Annotated in this window: 18 protein-coding genes; 4 read left to right on the top strand and 14 right to left on the bottom strand. The window is 71.2% G+C overall.

Annotation, left to right across the window (positions count from 1 at the left end; translation table 11 throughout):
* Positions 1 to 29: 29 nt before the first annotated feature.
* From tgt to IDM46_RS05845, 4 genes are all read right to left on the bottom strand, one after another.
* Entirely contained in the window at positions 30 to 1,172 is a 1,143-nt protein-coding gene (tgt, locus tag IDM46_RS05860; RefSeq protein ID WP_182821538.1) for a tRNA guanosine(34) transglycosylase Tgt, read from the bottom strand.
* 70 nt (positions 1,173 to 1,242) lie between these two features.
* On the bottom strand, positions 1,243 to 2,235 hold the full coding sequence (locus IDM46_RS05855; RefSeq protein ID WP_182821541.1) for an ABC transporter ATP-binding protein: 993 nt from the start codon (positions 2,233 to 2,235) through the stop codon (positions 1,243 to 1,245).
* The gene (locus IDM46_RS05850) at positions 2,232 to 3,917 is read right to left on the bottom strand and encodes an iron ABC transporter permease (RefSeq protein WP_182821543.1); all 1,686 of its coding nucleotides are present in this window, start codon (positions 3,915 to 3,917) and stop codon (positions 2,232 to 2,234) included. The genes IDM46_RS05855 and IDM46_RS05850 overlap by 4 nt, the downstream gene beginning before the upstream one ends.
* Before the next feature lie 43 nt (positions 3,918 to 3,960).
* Positions 3,961 to 5,046 (bottom strand): Fe(3+) ABC transporter substrate-binding protein, encoded by a 1,086-nt coding sequence (locus IDM46_RS05845; RefSeq protein WP_185115096.1) that lies wholly within the window; start codon positions 5,044 to 5,046, stop codon positions 3,961 to 3,963.
* A gap of 196 nt (positions 5,047 to 5,242) precedes the next feature.
* On the opposite strand from IDM46_RS05845, the gene IDM46_RS05840 reads away from it, so the two are divergent.
* Positions 5,243 to 5,800, top strand: a complete 558-nt coding sequence (locus IDM46_RS05840) for a YaeQ family protein (protein ID WP_182821547.1) — start codon at positions 5,243 to 5,245, stop codon at positions 5,798 to 5,800.
* Here the strand turns inward: IDM46_RS05840 and queA are convergent.
* The gene (queA, locus tag IDM46_RS05835) at positions 5,785 to 6,816 is read right to left on the bottom strand and encodes a tRNA preQ1(34) S-adenosylmethionine ribosyltransferase-isomerase QueA (protein ID WP_185115095.1); all 1,032 of its coding nucleotides are present in this window, start codon (positions 6,814 to 6,816) and stop codon (positions 5,785 to 5,787) included. The genes IDM46_RS05840 and queA overlap by 16 nt on opposite strands.
* 13 nt (positions 6,817 to 6,829) lie before the next feature.
* Complete coding sequence (locus tag IDM46_RS05830; protein WP_182821551.1) at positions 6,830 to 7,261, bottom strand: Lrp/AsnC family transcriptional regulator; 432 nt, start codon at positions 7,259 to 7,261, stop codon at positions 6,830 to 6,832.
* Between the two features lie 136 nt (positions 7,262 to 7,397).
* Between IDM46_RS05830 and IDM46_RS05825 the strand changes: the two genes are divergently transcribed.
* Positions 7,398 to 8,888, top strand: a complete 1,491-nt coding sequence (locus IDM46_RS05825) for an aminotransferase class III-fold pyridoxal phosphate-dependent enzyme (RefSeq protein WP_185115094.1) — start codon at positions 7,398 to 7,400, stop codon at positions 8,886 to 8,888.
* 288 nt (positions 8,889 to 9,176) lie between these two features.
* Here the strand turns inward: IDM46_RS05825 and IDM46_RS05820 are convergent, their stop codons facing one another.
* A complete protein-coding gene (locus IDM46_RS05820) occupies positions 9,177 to 10,604 on the bottom strand; it encodes a metallophosphoesterase family protein (protein WP_223878040.1) in 1,428 nt (475 codons plus the stop codon).
* Positions 10,605 to 10,771: 167 nt separating this feature from the next.
* Here IDM46_RS05820 and upp point away from each other — a divergent pair, with 167 nt between their 5' ends.
* Together upp and IDM46_RS05810 are read left to right on the top strand one after the other, a co-directional pair.
* Positions 10,772 to 11,401 (top strand): uracil phosphoribosyltransferase, encoded by a 630-nt coding sequence (gene upp, locus IDM46_RS05815; protein ID WP_182821557.1) that lies wholly within the window; start codon positions 10,772 to 10,774, stop codon positions 11,399 to 11,401.
* Positions 11,402 to 11,474: 73 nt separating this feature from the next.
* Positions 11,475 to 12,110: a winged helix-turn-helix domain-containing protein gene (locus IDM46_RS05810; protein ID WP_221441782.1), complete on the top strand. Its 636-nt coding sequence runs from the start codon at positions 11,475 to 11,477 to the stop codon at positions 12,108 to 12,110.
* Positions 12,111 to 12,119: 9 nt separating this feature from the next.
* Here the strand turns inward: IDM46_RS05810 and IDM46_RS05805 are convergent, their stop codons facing one another.
* From IDM46_RS05805 to rsmD, 7 genes are all read right to left on the bottom strand, one after another.
* Positions 12,120 to 13,013: an MBL fold metallo-hydrolase gene (locus IDM46_RS05805; protein ID WP_182821561.1), complete on the bottom strand. Its 894-nt coding sequence runs from the start codon at positions 13,011 to 13,013 to the stop codon at positions 12,120 to 12,122.
* A gap of 13 nt (positions 13,014 to 13,026) precedes the next feature.
* The gene (locus IDM46_RS05800) at positions 13,027 to 13,620 is read right to left on the bottom strand and encodes a hypothetical protein (RefSeq protein WP_185115091.1); all 594 of its coding nucleotides are present in this window, start codon (positions 13,618 to 13,620) and stop codon (positions 13,027 to 13,029) included.
* A gap of 15 nt (positions 13,621 to 13,635) precedes the next feature.
* Positions 13,636 to 15,417, bottom strand: coding sequence for a gamma-glutamyltransferase (gene ggt, locus IDM46_RS05795; protein ID WP_185115090.1), 1,782 nt, complete (start codon positions 15,415 to 15,417; stop codon positions 13,636 to 13,638).
* Positions 15,414 to 15,668, bottom strand: coding sequence for a YfhL family 4Fe-4S dicluster ferredoxin (locus IDM46_RS05790; protein ID WP_182821567.1), 255 nt, complete (start codon positions 15,666 to 15,668; stop codon positions 15,414 to 15,416). Before IDM46_RS05790 ends, ggt begins: the two co-directional genes overlap by 4 nt.
* 63 nt (positions 15,669 to 15,731) lie before the next feature.
* Positions 15,732 to 16,229, bottom strand: a complete 498-nt coding sequence (locus tag IDM46_RS05785) for a hypothetical protein (protein ID WP_182821569.1) — start codon at positions 16,227 to 16,229, stop codon at positions 15,732 to 15,734.
* Positions 16,230 to 16,279: 50 nt separating this feature from the next.
* The gene (gene coaD / locus IDM46_RS05780; RefSeq protein WP_182821571.1) at positions 16,280 to 16,783 is read right to left on the bottom strand and encodes a pantetheine-phosphate adenylyltransferase; all 504 of its coding nucleotides are present in this window, start codon (positions 16,781 to 16,783) and stop codon (positions 16,280 to 16,282) included.
* Positions 16,784 to 16,850: 67 nt separating this feature from the next.
* Positions 16,851 to 17,474, bottom strand: coding sequence for a 16S rRNA (guanine(966)-N(2))-methyltransferase RsmD (rsmD, locus tag IDM46_RS05775; RefSeq protein ID WP_185115089.1), 624 nt, complete (start codon positions 17,472 to 17,474; stop codon positions 16,851 to 16,853).
* Between the last annotated feature and the right edge of the window lie 22 nt (positions 17,475 to 17,496).

The following is a 17,496-nucleotide window of genomic DNA, read 5'->3' as shown; positions in this document are numbered from 1 at the left end:
GCTTTCAACGCCTGATGCAGGCCGCGCGGTCAGCCTGGCCGGGTGGCCGCGGCCGCGCGCACGGCATGGAATGACTCGCGGAAGGCCTGGAAGGTTCCCGCCTCGATCGCCTGGCGCATCCCCGCCATCAGCGACTGGTAGTACCAGAGGTTGTGCAGGGTGCCGAGGATCGGGCCGAGCATCTCGTTGCAGCGGTCCAGGTGGCGCAGGTAGGCGCGGCTATAGCCGCCGGCACACGCCGGGCAGCCGCAACCGGCCTCGATCGGCCCGTTGTCGCGGTCGTAGCGGGCGTTGCGGATGCGCACGGTTCCGGTGGAGGTGAAGTAGTGGCCGTTGCGCGCGTTGCGGGTCGGCATGACGCAATCGAACATGTCCACGCCGCGCGCCACCGACTCCACCAGGTCCTCGGGCCTGCCCACGCCCATCAGGTAGCGCGGGCGGTCTTCCGGCAGCTGCGGGCAGGTGTGTTCGAGCATGGCGTTGCGCTCGGCCTCGGTCTCGCCCACCGCCAGGCCGCCGATCGCGTAGCCGTCGAAGCCGATCGCCTTGAGGCCTGCCGCCGAGCGCGTGCGCAGGTCGTGGTGCACCCCGCCCTGCACGATGCCGAACAGCGCCGCGTCGTTGCCCTCGTGGGCCCGCCGGGAGCGTTCGGCCCAGCGCAGCGACAGCTCCATCGAACGCTCCACGACGCGCGCGTCGACGGGCGCGCCGTCCACCTGCACCGGCGGGCACTCGTCGAAGATCATCACGATGTCCGAGCCGAGGACCTTCTGGATGTGCATCGACTCCTCGGGCCCCAGGAAGACCTTGGAGCCGTCGGTGGGCGCCGAGAAGGTCACGCCGGCCTCGGTGATCTTGCGCCGGTGCGCCAGCGAGAACACCTGGAAGCCGCCGGAGTCGGTGAGGATCGGCCCGTCCCAGCGCATGAAGCCGTGCAGCCCGCCGTGCGCTTCGATCACCTCCAGGCCCGGCCGCAGGTACAGGTGAAAGGTGTTGCCCAGGATGATCTGCGCGCCCAGCGCCTTGACCTGTTCCGGCAGCAGGCCCTTGACCGTGCCGTAGGTGCCGACCGGCATGAACGCCGGCGTTTCGATCACCCCGCGCGGAAACGTGAGCCGGCCGCGGCGGGCGCCGCCGTCGCGGGCGGACAACTGGAACTGCATGCGGGACATGGACGGTGCTGCCGGGGCGTGGACAAGGCCGGCCATTGTCGCGGATCGGGCGCGGCCACGGAAACCGCGCTCAGCGCGGGAAGCGCACCAGCCCGTCCTCGTCCAGGCGCAGGCGGATCGCGCCGCCCGGCACGTGGCCGGCCTCGAGGTCGATCTCCACCACGCAGCCACCAGGCAGGCGCACGCTGCCGGCGTGCCCGGGGCCGCGGAATGCAGACGCCAGCAGCTCGCCGTGGATCGTGCCCTCCGCGTGCGGGTACAGCGCCTCGGGACGCAGCAGCACGTCATCGTCGCCCGCCAGGCCCAGGGACGCCGCCGGCACCAGCGCGCCGCGCCCGATGAAGCCGGCCACGAAGCGGTCCGCCGGCTGCCGGTACAGCGCCTCGGCGCCGTCCCACTGCAGGATCCGGCCGCGGTCCATCACCCCGATGCGGTCGGCCATGGCGAACGCCTCCGCCTGGTCGTGGGTGACCATCAGCACCGTGGTACCGGCCGCCTTGAGCAGCGCGCGCAGCTCCAGTGCCAGGTGTTCGCGGGTATCGGTGTCGAGGTTGGAGAACGGCTCGTCGAGCAGCAGCAGCGCCGGGCCCGGCGCCAGCGCGCGCGCGAGTGCCACGCGCTGCTGCTGTCCGCCGGAGAGCTCGTGCGGATAGGCCCCGGCCGAGGTCGACAGGCCAACCAGTGCCAGCAGTTCCGCCACCCGCGCGGCGCGCGGCGCACGCGCCAGCCGCTGCAGTCCGAACGCGACATTGGCCGCCACGTCGAGGTGCGGGAACAGCGCGTAGTCCTGGAACATCATCCCCACCAGGCGCTGCTCCGGAGGCAGCGACAGCCCGGGCCTCGACACGCAGCCGCCATCCAGGGTGATGGATCCCTTGCGCACCGGTTCGAAGCCGGCGACCGCGCGCAGCACGGTGGTCTTGCCGCAGCCCGAAGCACCGAGCAGGCAGCCGATGGTGCCGGCCTCGAGCTGCAGCGAAAGCCGGTCGACCACCACCTTCGGCCCGCCGGGTGCGGGATAGGAGACATCGATCGCGTCCAGCTGCAGCAGCGCCGCGCTCACGACGCGCGCTCCTGGCCGAAACGCAGCCCGGTGCGTGCCAGCAGCACCACCGGCAACAGTCCCACCAGCACGATCAGCAATGCCGCCACCGCTCCCTCCTCGTAGGTGCCACGCGATGCCTCGGCATACAGCCAGGTCGCCAGTGTCTCGAAATCCAGCGGCCGCAGCAGCAGCGTCGCCGACAGTTCCTTCATCGCGTCCACGAACACCAGCAGCGCGGCCGCGGCCAGCGACGGGCGCAGCAGTGGCAGGTGCACGCGGCGCAGGGTCGCGCCGGCACGGTGGCCGAGGCTGGCCGCAGCCTGGTCGAGCGACGGCGGGATACGCGCCAGGCCGGATTCGATGCCGCCGGCCGCGATCGCCAGGAAGCGCAGCAGGTACACCAGCACCAGCGCCGCCATCGAGCCCATCAGCAGCATCCGCGGTTCCATGCCGAGCGCGCGCAGCGCCAGGTTGGCACCATCGTCGAACCACGCCAGCGGCATCAGCAGGCCGATCGCCAGCACCGTGCCGGGCACGGCGTAGCCGAGGCTTGCCGCCCGCAGCCTCAGCGCGGCGGATGCCTCGCGGCGACGGCCCTGCGCAAGCCGCAGCGCCCACGCCATCACCAGGCCGGCGAACACCGTGGCCAGGGTCGCGGCCACCGCCACCAGCACCGTGTTGCGCGTGCTCGCCAGCAACTGCGGCGACACCCCGCCGTTGCCCATCCGCGCCAATGTCTCCACCACCAGGTAGGCGGCCGGCAGCACGAAGCCCACCACCACCGGCAGCAGCGCGAGCGAGAAGGCCAGCACCGCACGGCCACCACGCAGCCGCAGCGGCTGCATCGGCCGCGGCCGCTGTCCGGAGGCGTAGCGCTGGCGGCGGCGTGCGTGGCGCTCCAGCGCCAGCAGCGCCACCACCACCACCAGCATCGACAGCGCGATCTGCGCGGCACCGGGCAGGTCGCTACGGGTGATCCAGGTCGTGTACACCGCCACGGTAAGCGTCTGCACGCCGAGGAATTCGGAGGCGCCGATGTCGTTGAGCGCCTCCATCAGCGCCAGTGCCGTGCCCACCGCGATCGCGGGCCGCGCCAGCGGCAGCGCCACGCGCCGGAACACCGCCGCCGGCGAGGCGCCCAGCGTGCGCGCGGCCTCGATCAGCCCGGCCGCCTGGGTCATGAACATCGCGCGCGTGGTCAGGTACACGTAGGGATACAGCACGAAGCCGAGCAGCACGATGCAACCGGCCAGCGAGCGGATGTCGGGCAGGCGGAAGTCGCGCGGGCTGTCGTAGCCCAGCAGCGCGCGCACCACGCCCTGCACCGGGCCCAGCGGATGCAGCAGGTCCAGGTAGGCGAACGCCACGATGTACGTCGGCACCGCCAGCGGCAGCAGCAATGCCCACGCCAGCGTGCGCCGGCCCGGGAAGTCATAGGCGGTGACCAGCCAGGCCGCGCCGGTGCCGATCGCCACCACCAGCACGCCCACGCCGCCCAGCAGCAGCAAGGTGTTGCGCGCGGCGGTCGGCAAGACGTGCACCGCGACATGCGACCACATGCCGGCGCTGCCCTGCAGCGCGGTCCAGGCCAGCGACAGCAGCGGCAGCAGCACCACCGCGGCGATGCCTGCCGCGGCCAGCTGCCATGGGTCGAGGCGGCGCAGCGCCGCCGCGGCACCGCGGTTTGCGTGAAGCGTCATGCGCTGGGCGTCGGCCGGACCGGCACGCGGGACCGGCACCGGTTCAGTTGTCGAAGCCCACCTTGTCGACCAGTTCGCTGGCCTGGCGGCGATGGCGCACCACCTCGGTCAGCGGCAACGGGTCGACGCGCAGCTCGCCGAAGCTCGCCACCACCGGATCCAGTTCCACGCCGGCCTTCACCGGATACTCGTAGTTGGCACGCGCGTACAGGCTCTGCGCCTCGTCGGAGACCAGGTATTCCAGCAACCGCACCGCGTTGTCGCGGTTCGGCGCATGTCGCGCAATTGCCGCGCCGCTGATGTTGACGTGCGTGCCGCCGCCGTCGGCGAACACCGGGCGGATGACCTTGATGGCCTCGCCCCACTGGTGCTGCTCGGAACCCGGCTCGGCGTTCTTCATGCGGCCGACGTAGTAGGCGTTGGCCAGGCCGATGTCGCAGATGCCGGCGAGGATGTCGCGGGCGACATCGCGGTCGCCGCCGGCCGCCTTGCGCGCCAGGTTGGCCTTGACGCCACGCAGCCAGGTCTCGGTGGCCTCCTCGCCGTTGTGCGCGATCATCGCCGCGAACAGGCTGGTGTTGTAAGGGTGCTGGCCGGAGCGGATGCACACCCTGCCCTTCCACTTGGGGTCGGCGAGGTCCTCGTAGGCGAACGACTCCAGCGCCAGGTCGCGGTGCGCGTACAGCACGCGGTCGCGCAGCGAAAGCGCGAACCAGTGGCCGTCGGCACCGCGCAGGTGCGCCGGGATTGCGGATTCGAGCACGTCCGAGTCCACTGCCTGGGTGTGGCCGGCCTCGACCACGTCAAGCAGGTTGCCGGTGTCGACGGTCATCAGCACGTCGGCCGCCGAGCGCTCGCCTTCGGCCTTCAGGCGCTCCATCAACCCGTCCTTGAGCAGCACCGTGCTGACCGTGATGCCGGTATCGCGGGTGAACGCGTCCAGCAGCGGCTGGATCAGGCCGGGCTCGCGGGTGGTGTAAAGGTTGACCGCGCCGGCCACCGCGTCGGCATGCGGCGTCGCGGTACCGGCTTCCTGCGCAGGCGCCGCCTGCTTGCCGCAGGCGGCCAGGAGCAGCGCGGCGCAGGCTGCGGCGAGCAGGCTCGAAGTACGGGGGAATCGGGACGGCATGTGCACGGAGACTCCTGGCGATGATTGGCGGGCGCGGCGACCACCGCCGGCACGTCGGTAATGAGAATCACTATTGTCTCACCCGCGACCCGCAGCGACCAGCCGCACCGTGCACGGGCCCCGCTGCGTCCTGCCGCTGCGGCCGGCCACTGCGGCGAAAGCGCCTACAATCGCCTGCTTTGCGCGGACCCATCCCATGGCCCCCAATGCCACCGTCTACAAGGTCGAGCTGCAGGTCAGCGACATGGACCGGCACTACTACGCCCTGCACAACCTCACCCTGGCGCAGCACCCGTCGGAGACCCCGGGCCGGCTGATGGTGCGGCTGCTGGCGTTCGCGCTGTTCGCCGACGAGCGCCTCGAGTTCGGCCGCGGGCTGAGCAACGAGGAGGAACCGGACCTCTGGCGCCGTGACTACACCGGCGACATCGAGCAGTGGATCGACCTCGGGCAGCCGGATGAAAGCCGCATCCGCAAGGCCGCCGGCCGTGCCAGGCAGGTCGTGGTGGTGACCTACAGCGGCGGCGGCGCCGCGATCTGGTGGACCAAGAACAGCGCGGCACTGGCGCGCGTCAGGAACCTGGTGGTGGTCGACATCGGCGCCGACACCGTGGCCGCGATGGAAAGCCTGCTCGAACGCGGCATGCGCCTGACCGCGATGATCCAGGACGGCGAGCTGCAGCTGATGAGCGATGCCGCCAACGTCGTGTTCACCCCGCGCTGGCTGCAGGGCGGCCCTCAGCTGCCGGGGTAAAGCAGCATCGCATCGCCGTAGGAGAAGAAGCGGTAGCGCTCGCGCACCGCGTGCGCGTACGCCGCGAACACCCGGCCCTTGCCCGCGAACGCCGACACCAGCATCAGCAGGGTCGACTCGGGCAGGTGGAAGTTGGTCAGCAGCACGTCCGCCGAGGTGATGCGGTAGCCGGGGAAGATGAAGATGCTGGTCTCGCCGGCGAACGGCCGCAACACGCCGTCGACCGTGGCCGACTCCATCGCCCGCACCACCGTGGTGCCCACCGCCACCACGCGTCCGCCGGCCGCGCGCGTCGCGTGCACCTGCTCCACCAGTTCCGCGCCGACGTTGATCCACTCGCTGTGCATGTGGTGGTCGCGCACATCGTCCACGCGCATCGGCTGGAACGTGCCGGCGCCGACATGCAGCGTGACGTGGCCAAAACCGACGCCGCGCGCGCGCAGCGACGCGAGCAGCGCCTCGTCGAAATGCAGGCCGGCGGTGGGCGCGGCCACCGCGCCGGACTCGCGCGCGAACACCGTCTGGTAGCGCTCGGCGTCATCGGCGCCGGCATCGCGCTGGATGTACGGCGGCAGCGGCAGGCGGCCGGCCTTCAGCAGCCACGACTCCAGCGCGCCGTCGACATGGAAGCGCAGGTGGTGGAAGGCGCCGTCGCGGGCCAGCACTTCGGCTTCGCCGCCGGCGTCGAACAGGATGCGGTTGCCCGGCTTCGGCGTCTTGCTGGCACCCACCTGCGCGCGGGCCTCGTTGCCGGGCAGCAGGCGCTCGATGAGGATTTCCACGCGTCCGCCGGTGCCGGCCTTGTGGCCGAACAGCCGCGCCGGGATCACCCGCGTGTCGTTGAACACCACGAGGTCGCCGCTGCGCAGGAACCCGGCGAGGTCACGCACCTGGCGGTCCTCGAACGCGGCATTTCCCGGCGGCACCACCAGCATGCGGCTGGCCGACCGCTCGGCCAGCGGCGCCTGGGCGATCAGCGCCTGCGGCAGGTCGAAATGGAAATCGGACTTTTTCAAAGCGGGGTTTCCGTCAGCGCTGGAACTTGGTGGACAGCACGAGCGACGAGGTGGTGCGTTCCACGCCGTCGAGCGCACCGATGTGGTCGGTCAACGCATCCATGTCGCCGATCGTCGGCACCACGGCCTGCGCCACCAGGTCCCAGGGACCGCTGACCGACTGCAGGCTGCGCAGCTCCGGCATCTGCCGCAGCGCCTCGACCACGGCCGGTGCCTGTTTGGGGAACACGGTGACCATGATCAGCGCGCGGATGCGCTCGCGTTCGAAGTCATCCTTCACCCGCACCGTGTAGCCGGCAATCACGCCCATGCGCTCCAGGCGCTCGATCCGGCTCTGCACCGTGGTCCGCGACAGTTGCAGGCGCCGGGCGATCTCGGCGGTGGACGCGCGGGCATTCTCGCGCAGCAGCGACAGCAGGGCCTCATCGGAGCCTGTGAGCTTCATCTCGCACATTCCATACGTCGATTCGACGAAAGCTACCCGACTATTGCGCAATTCGCACCTACCAAGCGCCGAACCCATGGCGATAATAGAGGTCGAGGCGCCGGAGGGGTGCCACTCCAACCCGAGGATCAGCACCATGTCCGTGACCGCCAGGCTCGCCACGCTCCGCGCCCGCAAGGGCCACCGCCGCACCCCCGGCCTCGATGACGCCACCGTGGAGCGGTTTGCCGCCAATCACGCCGACCTCGTCGCCGCGATCGACGCAGCGGCAGCGGAATTCTCGCGTATCGAAGCCGACTTCGCCGACCTGCTCGACCTCGACGAGGACGCGCAGATCCAGGCCGTGCAGGCCGGCTACGTCAACTTCTATCCGCAGGACGGCGTGAACCCCTACGTCGCGCTCGCAGCGCGCGGGCCGTGGATCGTGACCCTCAAGGGCGCGGTGCTGTACGACACGGGCGGCTACGGCATGCTCGGCTTCGGCCACGCGCCGCAGGCGGTGATCGAGGCGATGGCCAAGCCGCAGGCGATGGCCAACGTCATGACGCCCAGCCTGTCGCAGCTGCGCCTGGACCGCGCGCTGCGCGCCGAGATCGGCCACAGCATCGGCGGTTGCCCGTATGCCGCCATCATGTGCCTCAACTCCGGCTCCGAGTCGGTGTCGCTGGCCGCGCGCATCGCCGACACCAACGCCAAGACCATGACCGAGTCCGGCGCCCGCCACGCCGGCCGCACGATCAAGCGCCTCGTCGTCAAGGGCGCCTTCCACGGCCGCACCGAGGCACCGGCGCTGTACTCAAATTCCTCGCGCAAGGCGTACGAAGGAGCGCTGGCCAGCTACCGCCACGAGGACAGCGTCATCGTCGTGCCGCCCTACGACCAGGCCGCGCTGAAGCAGGCCTTCGCCGACGCCGATGCCAAGGGCTGGTTCATCGAGGCGATGTTCCTTGAGCCGGTGATGGGCGAAGGCGACCCGGGCCGCAGCGTGCCGGTCGCGTTCTACGCCGCCGCGCGCGAGTTCACCAAGGCGCATGGCTCGCTGCTGCTGGTCGACTCCATCCAGGCCGGCCTGCGCGCCACCGGCGCGCTGTCGATCGTCGATTACCCCGGCTTCGAAGGCCAGGAGGCGCCCGACATGGAAACCTATTCCAAGGCGCTCAACGCCGGCCAGTACCCGCTGTCGGTGCTGGCGGTGAACGCGCGCGCCGCGGGCATCTACAAGCGTGGCACCTACGGCAACACCATGACCGCCAACCCGCGCGCGGCCGATGTCGGCGTGACCGTGCTGGGCCTGGTCACCCCGGAAGTGCGCGCCAACATCCGCACCCGCGGCCAGCAGGCGCTCGACAAGCTGGAGGCGCTGAAGGCCGAGCTCGGCGGGCTGATCACCAAGGTGCAGGGCACCGGCCTGCTGTTTTCCTGCGAGCTTGCGCCCGGCTTCAAGGGCTACGGTGGGGGATCATCGGAAGAATGGCTGCGCGAGCAGGGCCTGGGCGTTATCCACGGCGGCGAGAACTCGCTGCGCTTCACCCCGCGCTTCGAGATGGGCGAGGACGAGCTGGACCTGGTGGTGTCGATGGTCAAGCGCGCGCTGCTCGAAGGGCCGCGGGTGCAGGCGGCGGCCTGATTGCCTCGCGCTGCTACTCCGTGGCCTGAGGGGCGTTGGAGGCCTGGCGGGCCCTGTGGTGGCCGTGAGGCCTTCGCGGCTCATGTCCCCCGGCATCCGCCTCGCGGCGGATGCCTCCTCCTTGACTTCCCCGCGAAGGCCTCCCGGCCACTTTGGGGCCGGGTCGCGGCTGTGGGGCGGGTGCCAAGGGCCTTGAGGGCGAAGTCAAGGAGGAGGCGATGGCCAAGGCCATCGCCGGGGGACATGAGTCCTCAAGGCCCTTGGTACCCGCCACCCAAGTGAAGCGCCCTACTCCCAGCAGCGATCCGTGCGGCCCTTGAGCGTGGCCGAGCGGCCGCAGTCACGCTGCCCGATCCGGCCTTCGGTGTGTTCGATGATCCGGCGGCCCGTGGCGCGATCGCCGACCAGCGAGAAGGCGTCGTAGAGACGACCGGTGGCGGTGCGCGCCTCGTAATGCAGGGTGTCGCCGTCGATGCGGATCACCTGGAACAACTGCGTGTCCTCGGCAACCGGCGCCATGGTCTCGCGCGCTTCCTGCGACAACAGGTACTGCTTGGCACCGGCCACCGACACCACGTATTGCGGCGTGGCCTTGCCGGCGTCGCCGGCGCGGCGACCGTAGGTGTGGTCGTGGCCCTGCAGCACCAGGTCGACGGCGTGGCGCTCCAGTACCGGCATCAGGTGACGGCGCAGCACGCGGTTGTCGCGCCCTTCGCGCGGCGAGTACATGGGCTGGTGGATGGCCACGACCGTCCACGCGCGCGGGCTGTCGCGCAGCACGCCGTCGAGCCACGCGGCCTGCGCCCTGACGGTGCCGAGGTCGAGCGCCGAGGTGCCATCGAGCACCACGAAGCGCGCGTCGTGCATGTCGAACCAGTAGGTCGTCGCCTCAGCGCCCGGCGCGCCGTTGCCGGGCAGCGCGAACATGTGCGCCCAGTGCGCGCCCAGCACGCGGCGCTCCCGGGGCGTGTCCTCGAACTCCTCGAAGTACTCGTGGTTGCCGGCCAGGGGCGCGACCAGCATGGTCGATGCCAGCGGCGCGGCGATGTCGGACCACTCGCCCCACTCGTTGTCGTCTTCGCCGTCCCCGCCGCTCACCAGGTCACCGGCGAACAGCGCCAGGCGCGCCTCGGGGGCGTGGCGCATCGCCTCGAGCACGACGCGCGTGCCAAGGCTGGCGTTCTTGTTCTGGGTGTCGCCGAAGTACAGGAATTCCAGCGGCGCACCCGCGGCCGCCGCGGTGCGCAGCTGCCGCCACGGGCTCCACCAGCCGTTGCCGCCCTGCACACGGAATGCGTACAGCGTGTCGGGGTCGAGTCCGTCGACCGTGAGCCGGTGCTGCCGGCCCGTGCCGTTTTCCGTCGTGAACGCGCGACTGCGCGCGGCGACACGGAGCGGCGCGCCCATGTCCGGCGAGTCGCCGGCGACGACCAGCTCCAGCAGTGGTGCATCCACGCCGTCGGCAGTGCGCCATGCCACGTGGAAACCGCGCGCCGGATCCGCGGCGGGCGAGGCGATGACGCGGTCCGGCCGCGCTGCGGGCGCGTAGCGCGGGTCGCCCGCAGGCACCAGGGTGTTGGGCTCCGCTTCGCGCGCGTCACCCGCGGCATCGACTGCCGTATCGCGGGCGATCACGGGGTTGGCCGCGGCCAGCGCGAGCAGTACTGCAAGCAGGGCGGAAACAGAAACGGAAACCGGGCGCTGGAGCATCGGCAATCAACCTTGCATCGGGGGCGGGTGTCATGGAACCGCAACATCTTCGCTTCGCTCCATGACGCCCGGATTGCAGCTGATGCACCGCTGTCCCCGGCATGTCCTGTTGCAAGCACTGCGTTCTGACCGGGTTTGCTGCAGACTTCGCGCATCGCACGCCTGGATAGCGCATGAAGATCGTCGAAGTCCGCCACCCGCTGGTGCAGCACAAGCTCGGCCTGCTGCGCCGCGCCGACAACAGCACCAAGACCTTCCGCGAGCTGTCGGCCGAGGTGGCCACCCTGCTCACCTACGAAGCCACCGCCGACCTCGAGACCGAAGACGCCGAGGTGGCCGGCTGGGCCGGCGCGGTGCGCGTGACCCGCATCAAGGGCCGCAAGGTGACCCTGGTGCCGATCCTGCGCGCGGGGCTGGGCATGCTGCCCGGGGTGCTTGAACTCATCCCGGCCGCCAAGGTCAGCGTGGTCGGCATCAAGCGCGACGAGGCCTCGCTCCAGGCGGTGCCCTACTACGAGAACCTGGTCGGCGAGATGGCCGACCGCACCGCGCTGATCCTCGACCCGATGCTGGCCACCGGCGGCACCCTGATCGCCACCGTCGACATGCTCAAGGCCGCCGGATGCAGCCGAATCAAGGGCCTGTTCCTGGTGGCGGCACCGGAAGGCCTGCGCGCGCTCGAGGCGCGGCACCCGGATGTCGAGGTCTTCACCGCAGCCATCGACCAGCGCCTCGACGACACCGGCTACATCCATCCCGGCCTCGGCGACGCCGGCGACAAGATCTTCGGCACCCGCGCCTGAGTCCGCCGGCGCGGCCGGCGCGCCTTGCACGCGCCGATGGCCTGCCTGGCGCACGCCTGGCGTTGGGCCAAGTGTGGCCAGCCCCTTGTTCACGCTGTTTTCCGGTCCTGCCGGCTCGCGCCGGTCGCATGCGGCCGGCGGCGCACCGGCGGGCGCGCACTGGCTGTTCGGGCGCAACCGCCTCGACATCGACAGCCACCAGCTGATCCGCGACGACTACCGCGCACAACTCGACGAGCGTGCCTTCGCAGTCCTGGGCTGCCTGCTGCGGCATGCCGAGCAGGTCGTGCCGCGCAGCACCCTCGTGGCCGAAGCCTGGCCAGGCGTGGAGCACGTGAATGACAGCGCGGTGTCCAAGACCATGCGCCGGCTGCGCATCGCCCTGGGCAGCGAGGCCGGGCGGACCCTGTCCACGGTCTACGGCGTGGGCTACCGGCTGACGACGCCGGCGGTGCTGGTCCCGGCGGGCGCGACCCTGCCAGGGAACGGTGCCGCAACCAGCGGCACGCCGGTCCAGGCTGCGGCGCGCGGGCAGCGCGCCCCGGCGCCACCGGGCAGCGGGCACGTGACGCCGAACATCAGTGCCGACGCGCCGGGCGCGCCCGAGCATGCCGGGCACGCGCGCCGGCATCGTCTCGTGGTCATCGTCGTCCTGCTGCTGTCGGCACTGCTGGCCGCCTGGTTGCTGCTGGCCCCCGTCGCGCGCTGAGCGCCGCGCTCAGGCAGCGCCCAGGCTCCGTGCGTGCAGTCCGGCCAGCCGGTGCTCCGCCGTGAACCGGCCGCGCGCGTCGCGCGCCAGTTGCGCCAGCGCGCATTCCGGGTCGTGGGTAAAGAACAGGTGCACGTTGCGCGCCAGCTTGTCCTCGAGGAACGCCTGCTTCTCGTCGATCAGGGTCTCGGCGCAGCGGTCGTAGCCCATCGTGATCGGCACGTGTACCCAGGGCAGGCCCGGTACCAGGTCGGCGCAATACACCACCCCGCCGTGCGCCTCGCCGCCACGCAGGTCGGGGCCGACGATCTCGGCCAGCATCATCCCCGGCGTGTGGCCGTCGCTGTAGTGGAAACGCACGCTGTTGCCGAGCGCGGGCGTGTGCACGCCGTCCACCAGCTCCAGGCGTCCGCTGGCCTCGAGCAGCCCGGGCAACTCCGGGATGTAGCTGGCCCGGTCGCGCGGATGCGGGTCCACCGCGCGCGCCCATTGCTCGCGGCCGAGCACGAAGGTGGCATTGGGGAACAGCAGTGCCGGCGCCGCGCCTTCCGCCCACGGAGCGAGCAGGCCGCCGGCGTGGTCGAAGTGCAGGTGGCTCAGCACCACCACGTCGATGTCCTCGTGGCGGAAGCCGGCGGCGGCCAGCGAATCCAGCAGCACGTGGCGGTCCTCGGTGACGCCGAATCGCTCGCGCAATTTCGGCTCGAAGAACGCGCCGATCCCGGTCTCGAACAGCACGGTGCGCCCGGCAAGTGGCGTGGCCAGCAGGCAGCGCGTGGCGAGCGGGATGCGGTTGGCGTCGTCGGGCGCCGCCCACTTGGCCCAGACCGCGCGTGGCGCATTGCCGAACATCGCGCCGCCGTCGAGCTTCTGGGTGTTGCCGTCGATCGACCAGAGTTTCATGGGCAGATAGTACTCAGTCGGCGGCGGTTGCCGAGAAATGCAGGATGAAATGGCCGCCGGCCGGATCGATCGCCACCACCTCGAGCGGCGCGATGGCGCCATCCAGCGCCAGCCTGCCCTGCCCGCTGGCATCGGGCTCCGCGCTCGGCAGCCGCAGCCGGCTGCCGCGCCAGGCCTTCACCGTCACCAGCGACCCCGCCGGGGCGACCCGCAACGTGGTGCGCGCGCTGGCCGGCAGCGCGACGTTGCGCCCGGCGGTGTCGTCGAGCGCGTCCTGTTGCAACACGAACAAGGGCTCGCCGTCGGCCTCCACCGCGAAGCGCCAGTCGGTGGTGCCGACCGTGCCATCGCCAAGCACCACGATGCGCTCCAGCTGCAGGGCCAGGCGCCGCGCCGTCGGCGGTGCCGCCGGCGTCCCGTCGGGGTCGGCAGGCGCCGGCACCGCGATGGTGGCCGCCGGCGCGAGCTGCTCCGCCCGCTCGCGCCGCTTGGCGTCGAGCTCCAGCAGGTTGCCGATCAGCGTGGTCAGCGCGACCAGGAAGAACACGGTCGCGCCCAGCTTGGCCGGCAGTTTGAGGTACCAGGGTTTCGGAGGTGGCTCGATCACGACGCGCCCCGTGGCCTAGCGGGCGGGCGCTGCCGGCGCGGCCACGACCGCGGCCTTGCCGACCGGATTGCGTGGATCGCTGCCACCCTCGAGGGTGTTGGTGGTGCGGTCCCACGCCACCGTCTGCATGTTGCCCCAGACGTGGCTGGAGGCGCGGCCGTCGCGCTCGGGCTCCGGCAGGTCGACCACGTGGCCCATCGCCTGCAGCGCGCGCGCGACGCCAGGGGTGAAGGTGCCGGTCTCCGCCGAGATGCGGTCCGGCATCCACTGGTGGTGGTAGCGCGGCAGGGCCGCGACATCCTGCGCGGACAGGCCGGCGTCGTAGCCGAGGGCGCCGAGCAGCACCATGGTGATGATGCGCGAGCCGCCGGGCGTGCCGAGCACGGCGATGCGTTCGGCGGAGACCATGAAGGTGGGCGTCATCGAGCTCAGCATGCGCTTGCCCGGCGCCGGCGCGTTGGCGTCGTACCCCATCACGCCGAACGCGTTGGGCGTGCCCGGCATGAGCGCGAAATCGTCCATCTCGTTGTTGAGCAGCACGCCGGTGCCGGGCGCCACCAGGCCGGAGCCATAGAGCAGGTTCACCGTCTGCGTCGCCGCCACGCGGTTGCCGTCGGCGTCGATGATCGAGAAATGCGTGGTCTCGTCGTCTTCCAGCGGCGTCGGCGCACCCGACAGCAGGTCGCTGGGCGTCGCCCTCTCGGGATGGATGGTGGCGCGCAGGCCGGCCGCGTAATCGGGGCTGGCGAGCAGGCGCTGCGGCACCTTCACGAAGTCGGGATCGCCCAGGTAGAAGGTGCGGTCGCGGAACGCGCGGCGCATCGACTCCACCACCAGGTGGGCGCGCTGCGCCTCGGGCAGCGCATCCAGGTCGTACGGCGCGAGGATCTGCAGCATCTGCGCCATGGCGATGCCGCCCGACGACGGCGGCGGCGCGGTCACCACCTCCCAGTCGTGGTAGCGGAAGCGCATCGGCTCGCGCACGCGCACCCGGTAGGCGGCGAGCTCTTCGGCGGTCCATTCGCCGCCGGCGTCGCTCACCCCGGCCAGCAGCTTTTCCGCCACGTCGCCGCGATAGAAGCCGTCGAACCCGCGGTCGGCCAAGGCCTGCAGCGTGCGCGCCAGGTCGGGCTGGAGGAACAGGTCGCCTTCGGCGATCGGCCGGCCGCCGGCCAGGTACACCTCGCGGGTACCGGGGTAGCGCTCCATCACCTCGCGCCGCGCCTGGTAGCCGCGCGCCATGCGCGCATACACCGGGAAGCCGTCGCGGGCGATGCGGATCGCCGGCGCCAGGCTGCGCGCAAGCGGCAGCTGGCCATGCTCCGCCTGCAGGTGCACGAACGCCGCCGGAAGGCCCGGAATACCGGCCGCCCACGCACCGTTGGTGGCACGGTCGCGGTCGAAGCCACCGTCGGCCTGCACGTACTTCGCAGCCGTGGCAGCGGCCGGCGCGGTCTCGCGCGCGTCCACGAACAGGTCCTTGCCGCTGGCGGCATCGTGCAGCAGGAAGAATCCGCCACCGCCGATGCCCGAACTGATCGGCTCCACCACCGACAGCACCGCCGACACCGCGATCGCGGCGTCGAAGGCGTTGCCGCCAGCGGCCAGGATCTCCAGGCCGGCGTCGGTGGCCAGCGCGTGCGCCGAGGCCACGGCCACGCCCGGCGGCCTGGACGCAGGCGCGGCGGATGTCGCGCCGGCGGTGATGCGTTCGCCATCGGCCACGCTGGCGCAGGCGGGCACCAGGGACAACAGCAGCGACAGCGCGCCAAGGTGCAACAGGTGGCGAAGGCTCATGCAACGTTCTCCCGCAGTCGCATGAGCTTGGCAAGCAACTGGTCGTGGGTTTCAGGGATGTCCAGGTCCGGGTCGATGCATTCGACCGGGCAGACGACGACGCACTGCGGCTCGTCGAAATGACCCACGCACTCGGTGCAGCGCGCGGGATCGATCACATAGATGGTCTCGCCCTGCGAGATCGCCTCGTTCGGGCAGGCAGGCTCGCAGACGTCGCAGTTGACGCAGAGTTCGTTGATGCGCAGGGCCATGGGGTCATTGTAGACCCTGCCCGCAAGGGCCGCCGCCGGACGATGCCGGCGGCGGCGCCTGGATCACTTCGCTTCGATGAAGACGTATTCGACGCCGGCCGGAGCCACGGCGGTCGCCACGCGGTCCTTGTCGGCCGCGGCGCCGATGAACAGCACGCGCACGCCCTTCATGGTGTCGGCCGGCACGCCGGCGAACGACTCCACCACGATGTCGCCCATGCGGGCGGAATCGGCCGACGCGTAGGCAAGCAGGTTGCCCTTGACGATGCCGCGGGCCACGTCGCCCTTGGCCTTGTCGAGCAGGCGCTCATAGGCGCCGGTCTGGTCCTCTGCGCCCGCCGTGGACGGCAGGAAATACACGAAGGGCTGGTTGCCGATGCCCTCCATGTTGCGCGTCACCACGTCGGAGACGTAGGCGCGCCACGCGGCGTCGTCGGACCCGGCCGCGGGTGCGGTCAGCGGCGCCGCGACGGCGACGGGCGCGGCTTCTTCCTTCTTGCACGCGGCCAGCAACGGAAGTGCGAGGCAAGCGGTCAGCAGCAGGCGGGACATCGTGTTCATTGCAGTTTCCCCATGTTTTTCTGGAAGGTCGGAACGTGTGGTTCCGCTGGTCAAAGCTTGGTGCGCCGCCATTCGGCCTGCAGCGCATCGGCCACTGCCGCCGGCACGAACCCCGAGACATCGCCGCCAAGACGGGAGATCTCGCGTACCAGCGATGATGAGATGAAGCCATATTGTTCCGCGGGGGTCAGGAACAGCGTCTCGACTTCGGGAATCAGGTGCCGGTTCATGCTGGCCAGCTGGAACTCGTACTCGAAATCCGACACCGCGCGCAGGCCGCGCAGCAGCACCCCGCCGCCGACCTCGGCCACGAAGTGCGCCAGCAGCGAATCGAAGCCCATCACCTCCACGTTGGCGTGCGCGGCCAGCGCCTCGCGGGCGAGCTCGACGCGCAGCGCCAGCGGCAGCGCTGGACCCTTGCCCGGGCTTTCGGCAACCCCGACGATCAGCTTCTCGAACAGCGGCGCGGCCCGGTCCACCAGGTCGACGTGGCCGTTGGTGATCGGATCGAAGGTGCCGGGATAGACGGCGATCCTGTTGCGTGCTGTGGTCATCGCGTCGCTGCGCCGGGTCGGGTGGCTGGGGCCGCGGCGAGTGTAGCAGCGCCGCGCCCGGTGGCGCTCAAGCCGGGGCGTGCCCGGCCGCGTCGGCGGGCGCCTGGCGGTACAGCGCGTGGCGCGCATCGCGCGTGGCGGACTCGCGATGCAGGCGCCAGCCCGCACCGGGCGCGGGCGCAACGCCGGCGGGCGACTCCATGTACAGCCATGCGCCGCGCGCGAGCCACGGCGGCAGGCGCTGCAGCGCCGTGGCCCAGGCATCGTCGGCGAATGGCGGGTCCAGGAACACCAGGTCGAACTGCCCGTGCACCGGCAGGCGCAGCCAATCCAGTGCGTCGGCACGCACCACGGTCGCGGCATCACCCGCGTGCAGGCGGGTGCAACTGGCGTGCAGCGCCTGGGCCAGCACAGGATCGCGTTCGACCAGCAGCGCTTCGGCGGCACCGCGCGAGAGGGCTTCAAGTCCGAGTGCACCGCTGCCGGCGAACAGGTCGAGCACGCGCGCGCCGGGCAGCATCGGCTGCAGCCAGTTGAACAGGGTCTCGCGTGCGCGGTCGGAGGTCGGGCGCAGGCCGGGCGCATCGGCCACCGGCAGCTTCGACCCGCGCCAGCGCCCACCGATGATGCGCACGCTGCCGGCGGGTCCGGCGCGTGTCGGAAGGGTCGGATTTCGGGCCGGTGATACCATGCCGCGTCATTGTCCGCGCTCG

It is taken from the genome of Luteimonas sp. MC1825 (assembly GCF_014764385.1).
In the GTDB taxonomy this organism is placed as follows: Bacteria; Pseudomonadota; Gammaproteobacteria; order Xanthomonadales; family Xanthomonadaceae; genus Luteimonas.
This window is presented reverse-complemented; position numbering and strand designations above follow the sequence as displayed.

Coding starts and splice junctions, on each gene's coding strand:
- tgt (WP_182821538.1), bottom strand. CDS start 1,172: ATGTCCCGCATGCAGTTCCAGTTGTCCGCCCGCGACGGCGGCGCCCGC.
- IDM46_RS05850 (WP_182821543.1), bottom strand. CDS start 3,917: ATGACGCTTCACGCAAACCGCGGTGCCGCGGCGGCGCTGCGCCGCCTC.
- IDM46_RS05845 (WP_185115096.1), bottom strand. CDS start 5,046: ATGCCGTCCCGATTCCCCCGTACTTCGAGCCTGCTCGCCGCAGCCTGC.
- IDM46_RS05840 (WP_182821547.1), top strand. CDS start 5,243: ATGGCCCCCAATGCCACCGTCTACAAGGTCGAGCTGCAGGTCAGCGAC.
- IDM46_RS05830 (WP_182821551.1), bottom strand. CDS start 7,261: ATGAAGCTCACAGGCTCCGATGAGGCCCTGCTGTCGCTGCTGCGCGAG.
- IDM46_RS05825 (WP_185115094.1), top strand. CDS start 7,398: ATGTCCGTGACCGCCAGGCTCGCCACGCTCCGCGCCCGCAAGGGCCAC.
- upp (WP_182821557.1), top strand. CDS start 10,772: ATGAAGATCGTCGAAGTCCGCCACCCGCTGGTGCAGCACAAGCTCGGC.
- IDM46_RS05805 (WP_182821561.1), bottom strand. CDS start 13,013: ATGAAACTCTGGTCGATCGACGGCAACACCCAGAAGCTCGACGGCGGC.
- ggt (WP_185115090.1), bottom strand. CDS start 15,417: ATGAGCCTTCGCCACCTGTTGCACCTTGGCGCGCTGTCGCTGCTGTTG.
- IDM46_RS05790 (WP_182821567.1), bottom strand. CDS start 15,668: ATGGCCCTGCGCATCAACGAACTCTGCGTCAACTGCGACGTCTGCGAG.
- IDM46_RS05785 (WP_182821569.1), bottom strand. CDS start 16,229: ATGAACACGATGTCCCGCCTGCTGCTGACCGCTTGCCTCGCACTTCCG.
- coaD (WP_182821571.1), bottom strand. CDS start 16,783: ATGACCACAGCACGCAACAGGATCGCCGTCTATCCCGGCACCTTCGAT.
- rsmD (WP_185115089.1), bottom strand. CDS start 17,474: ATGGTATCACCGGCCCGAAATCCGACCCTTCCGACACGCGCCGGACCC.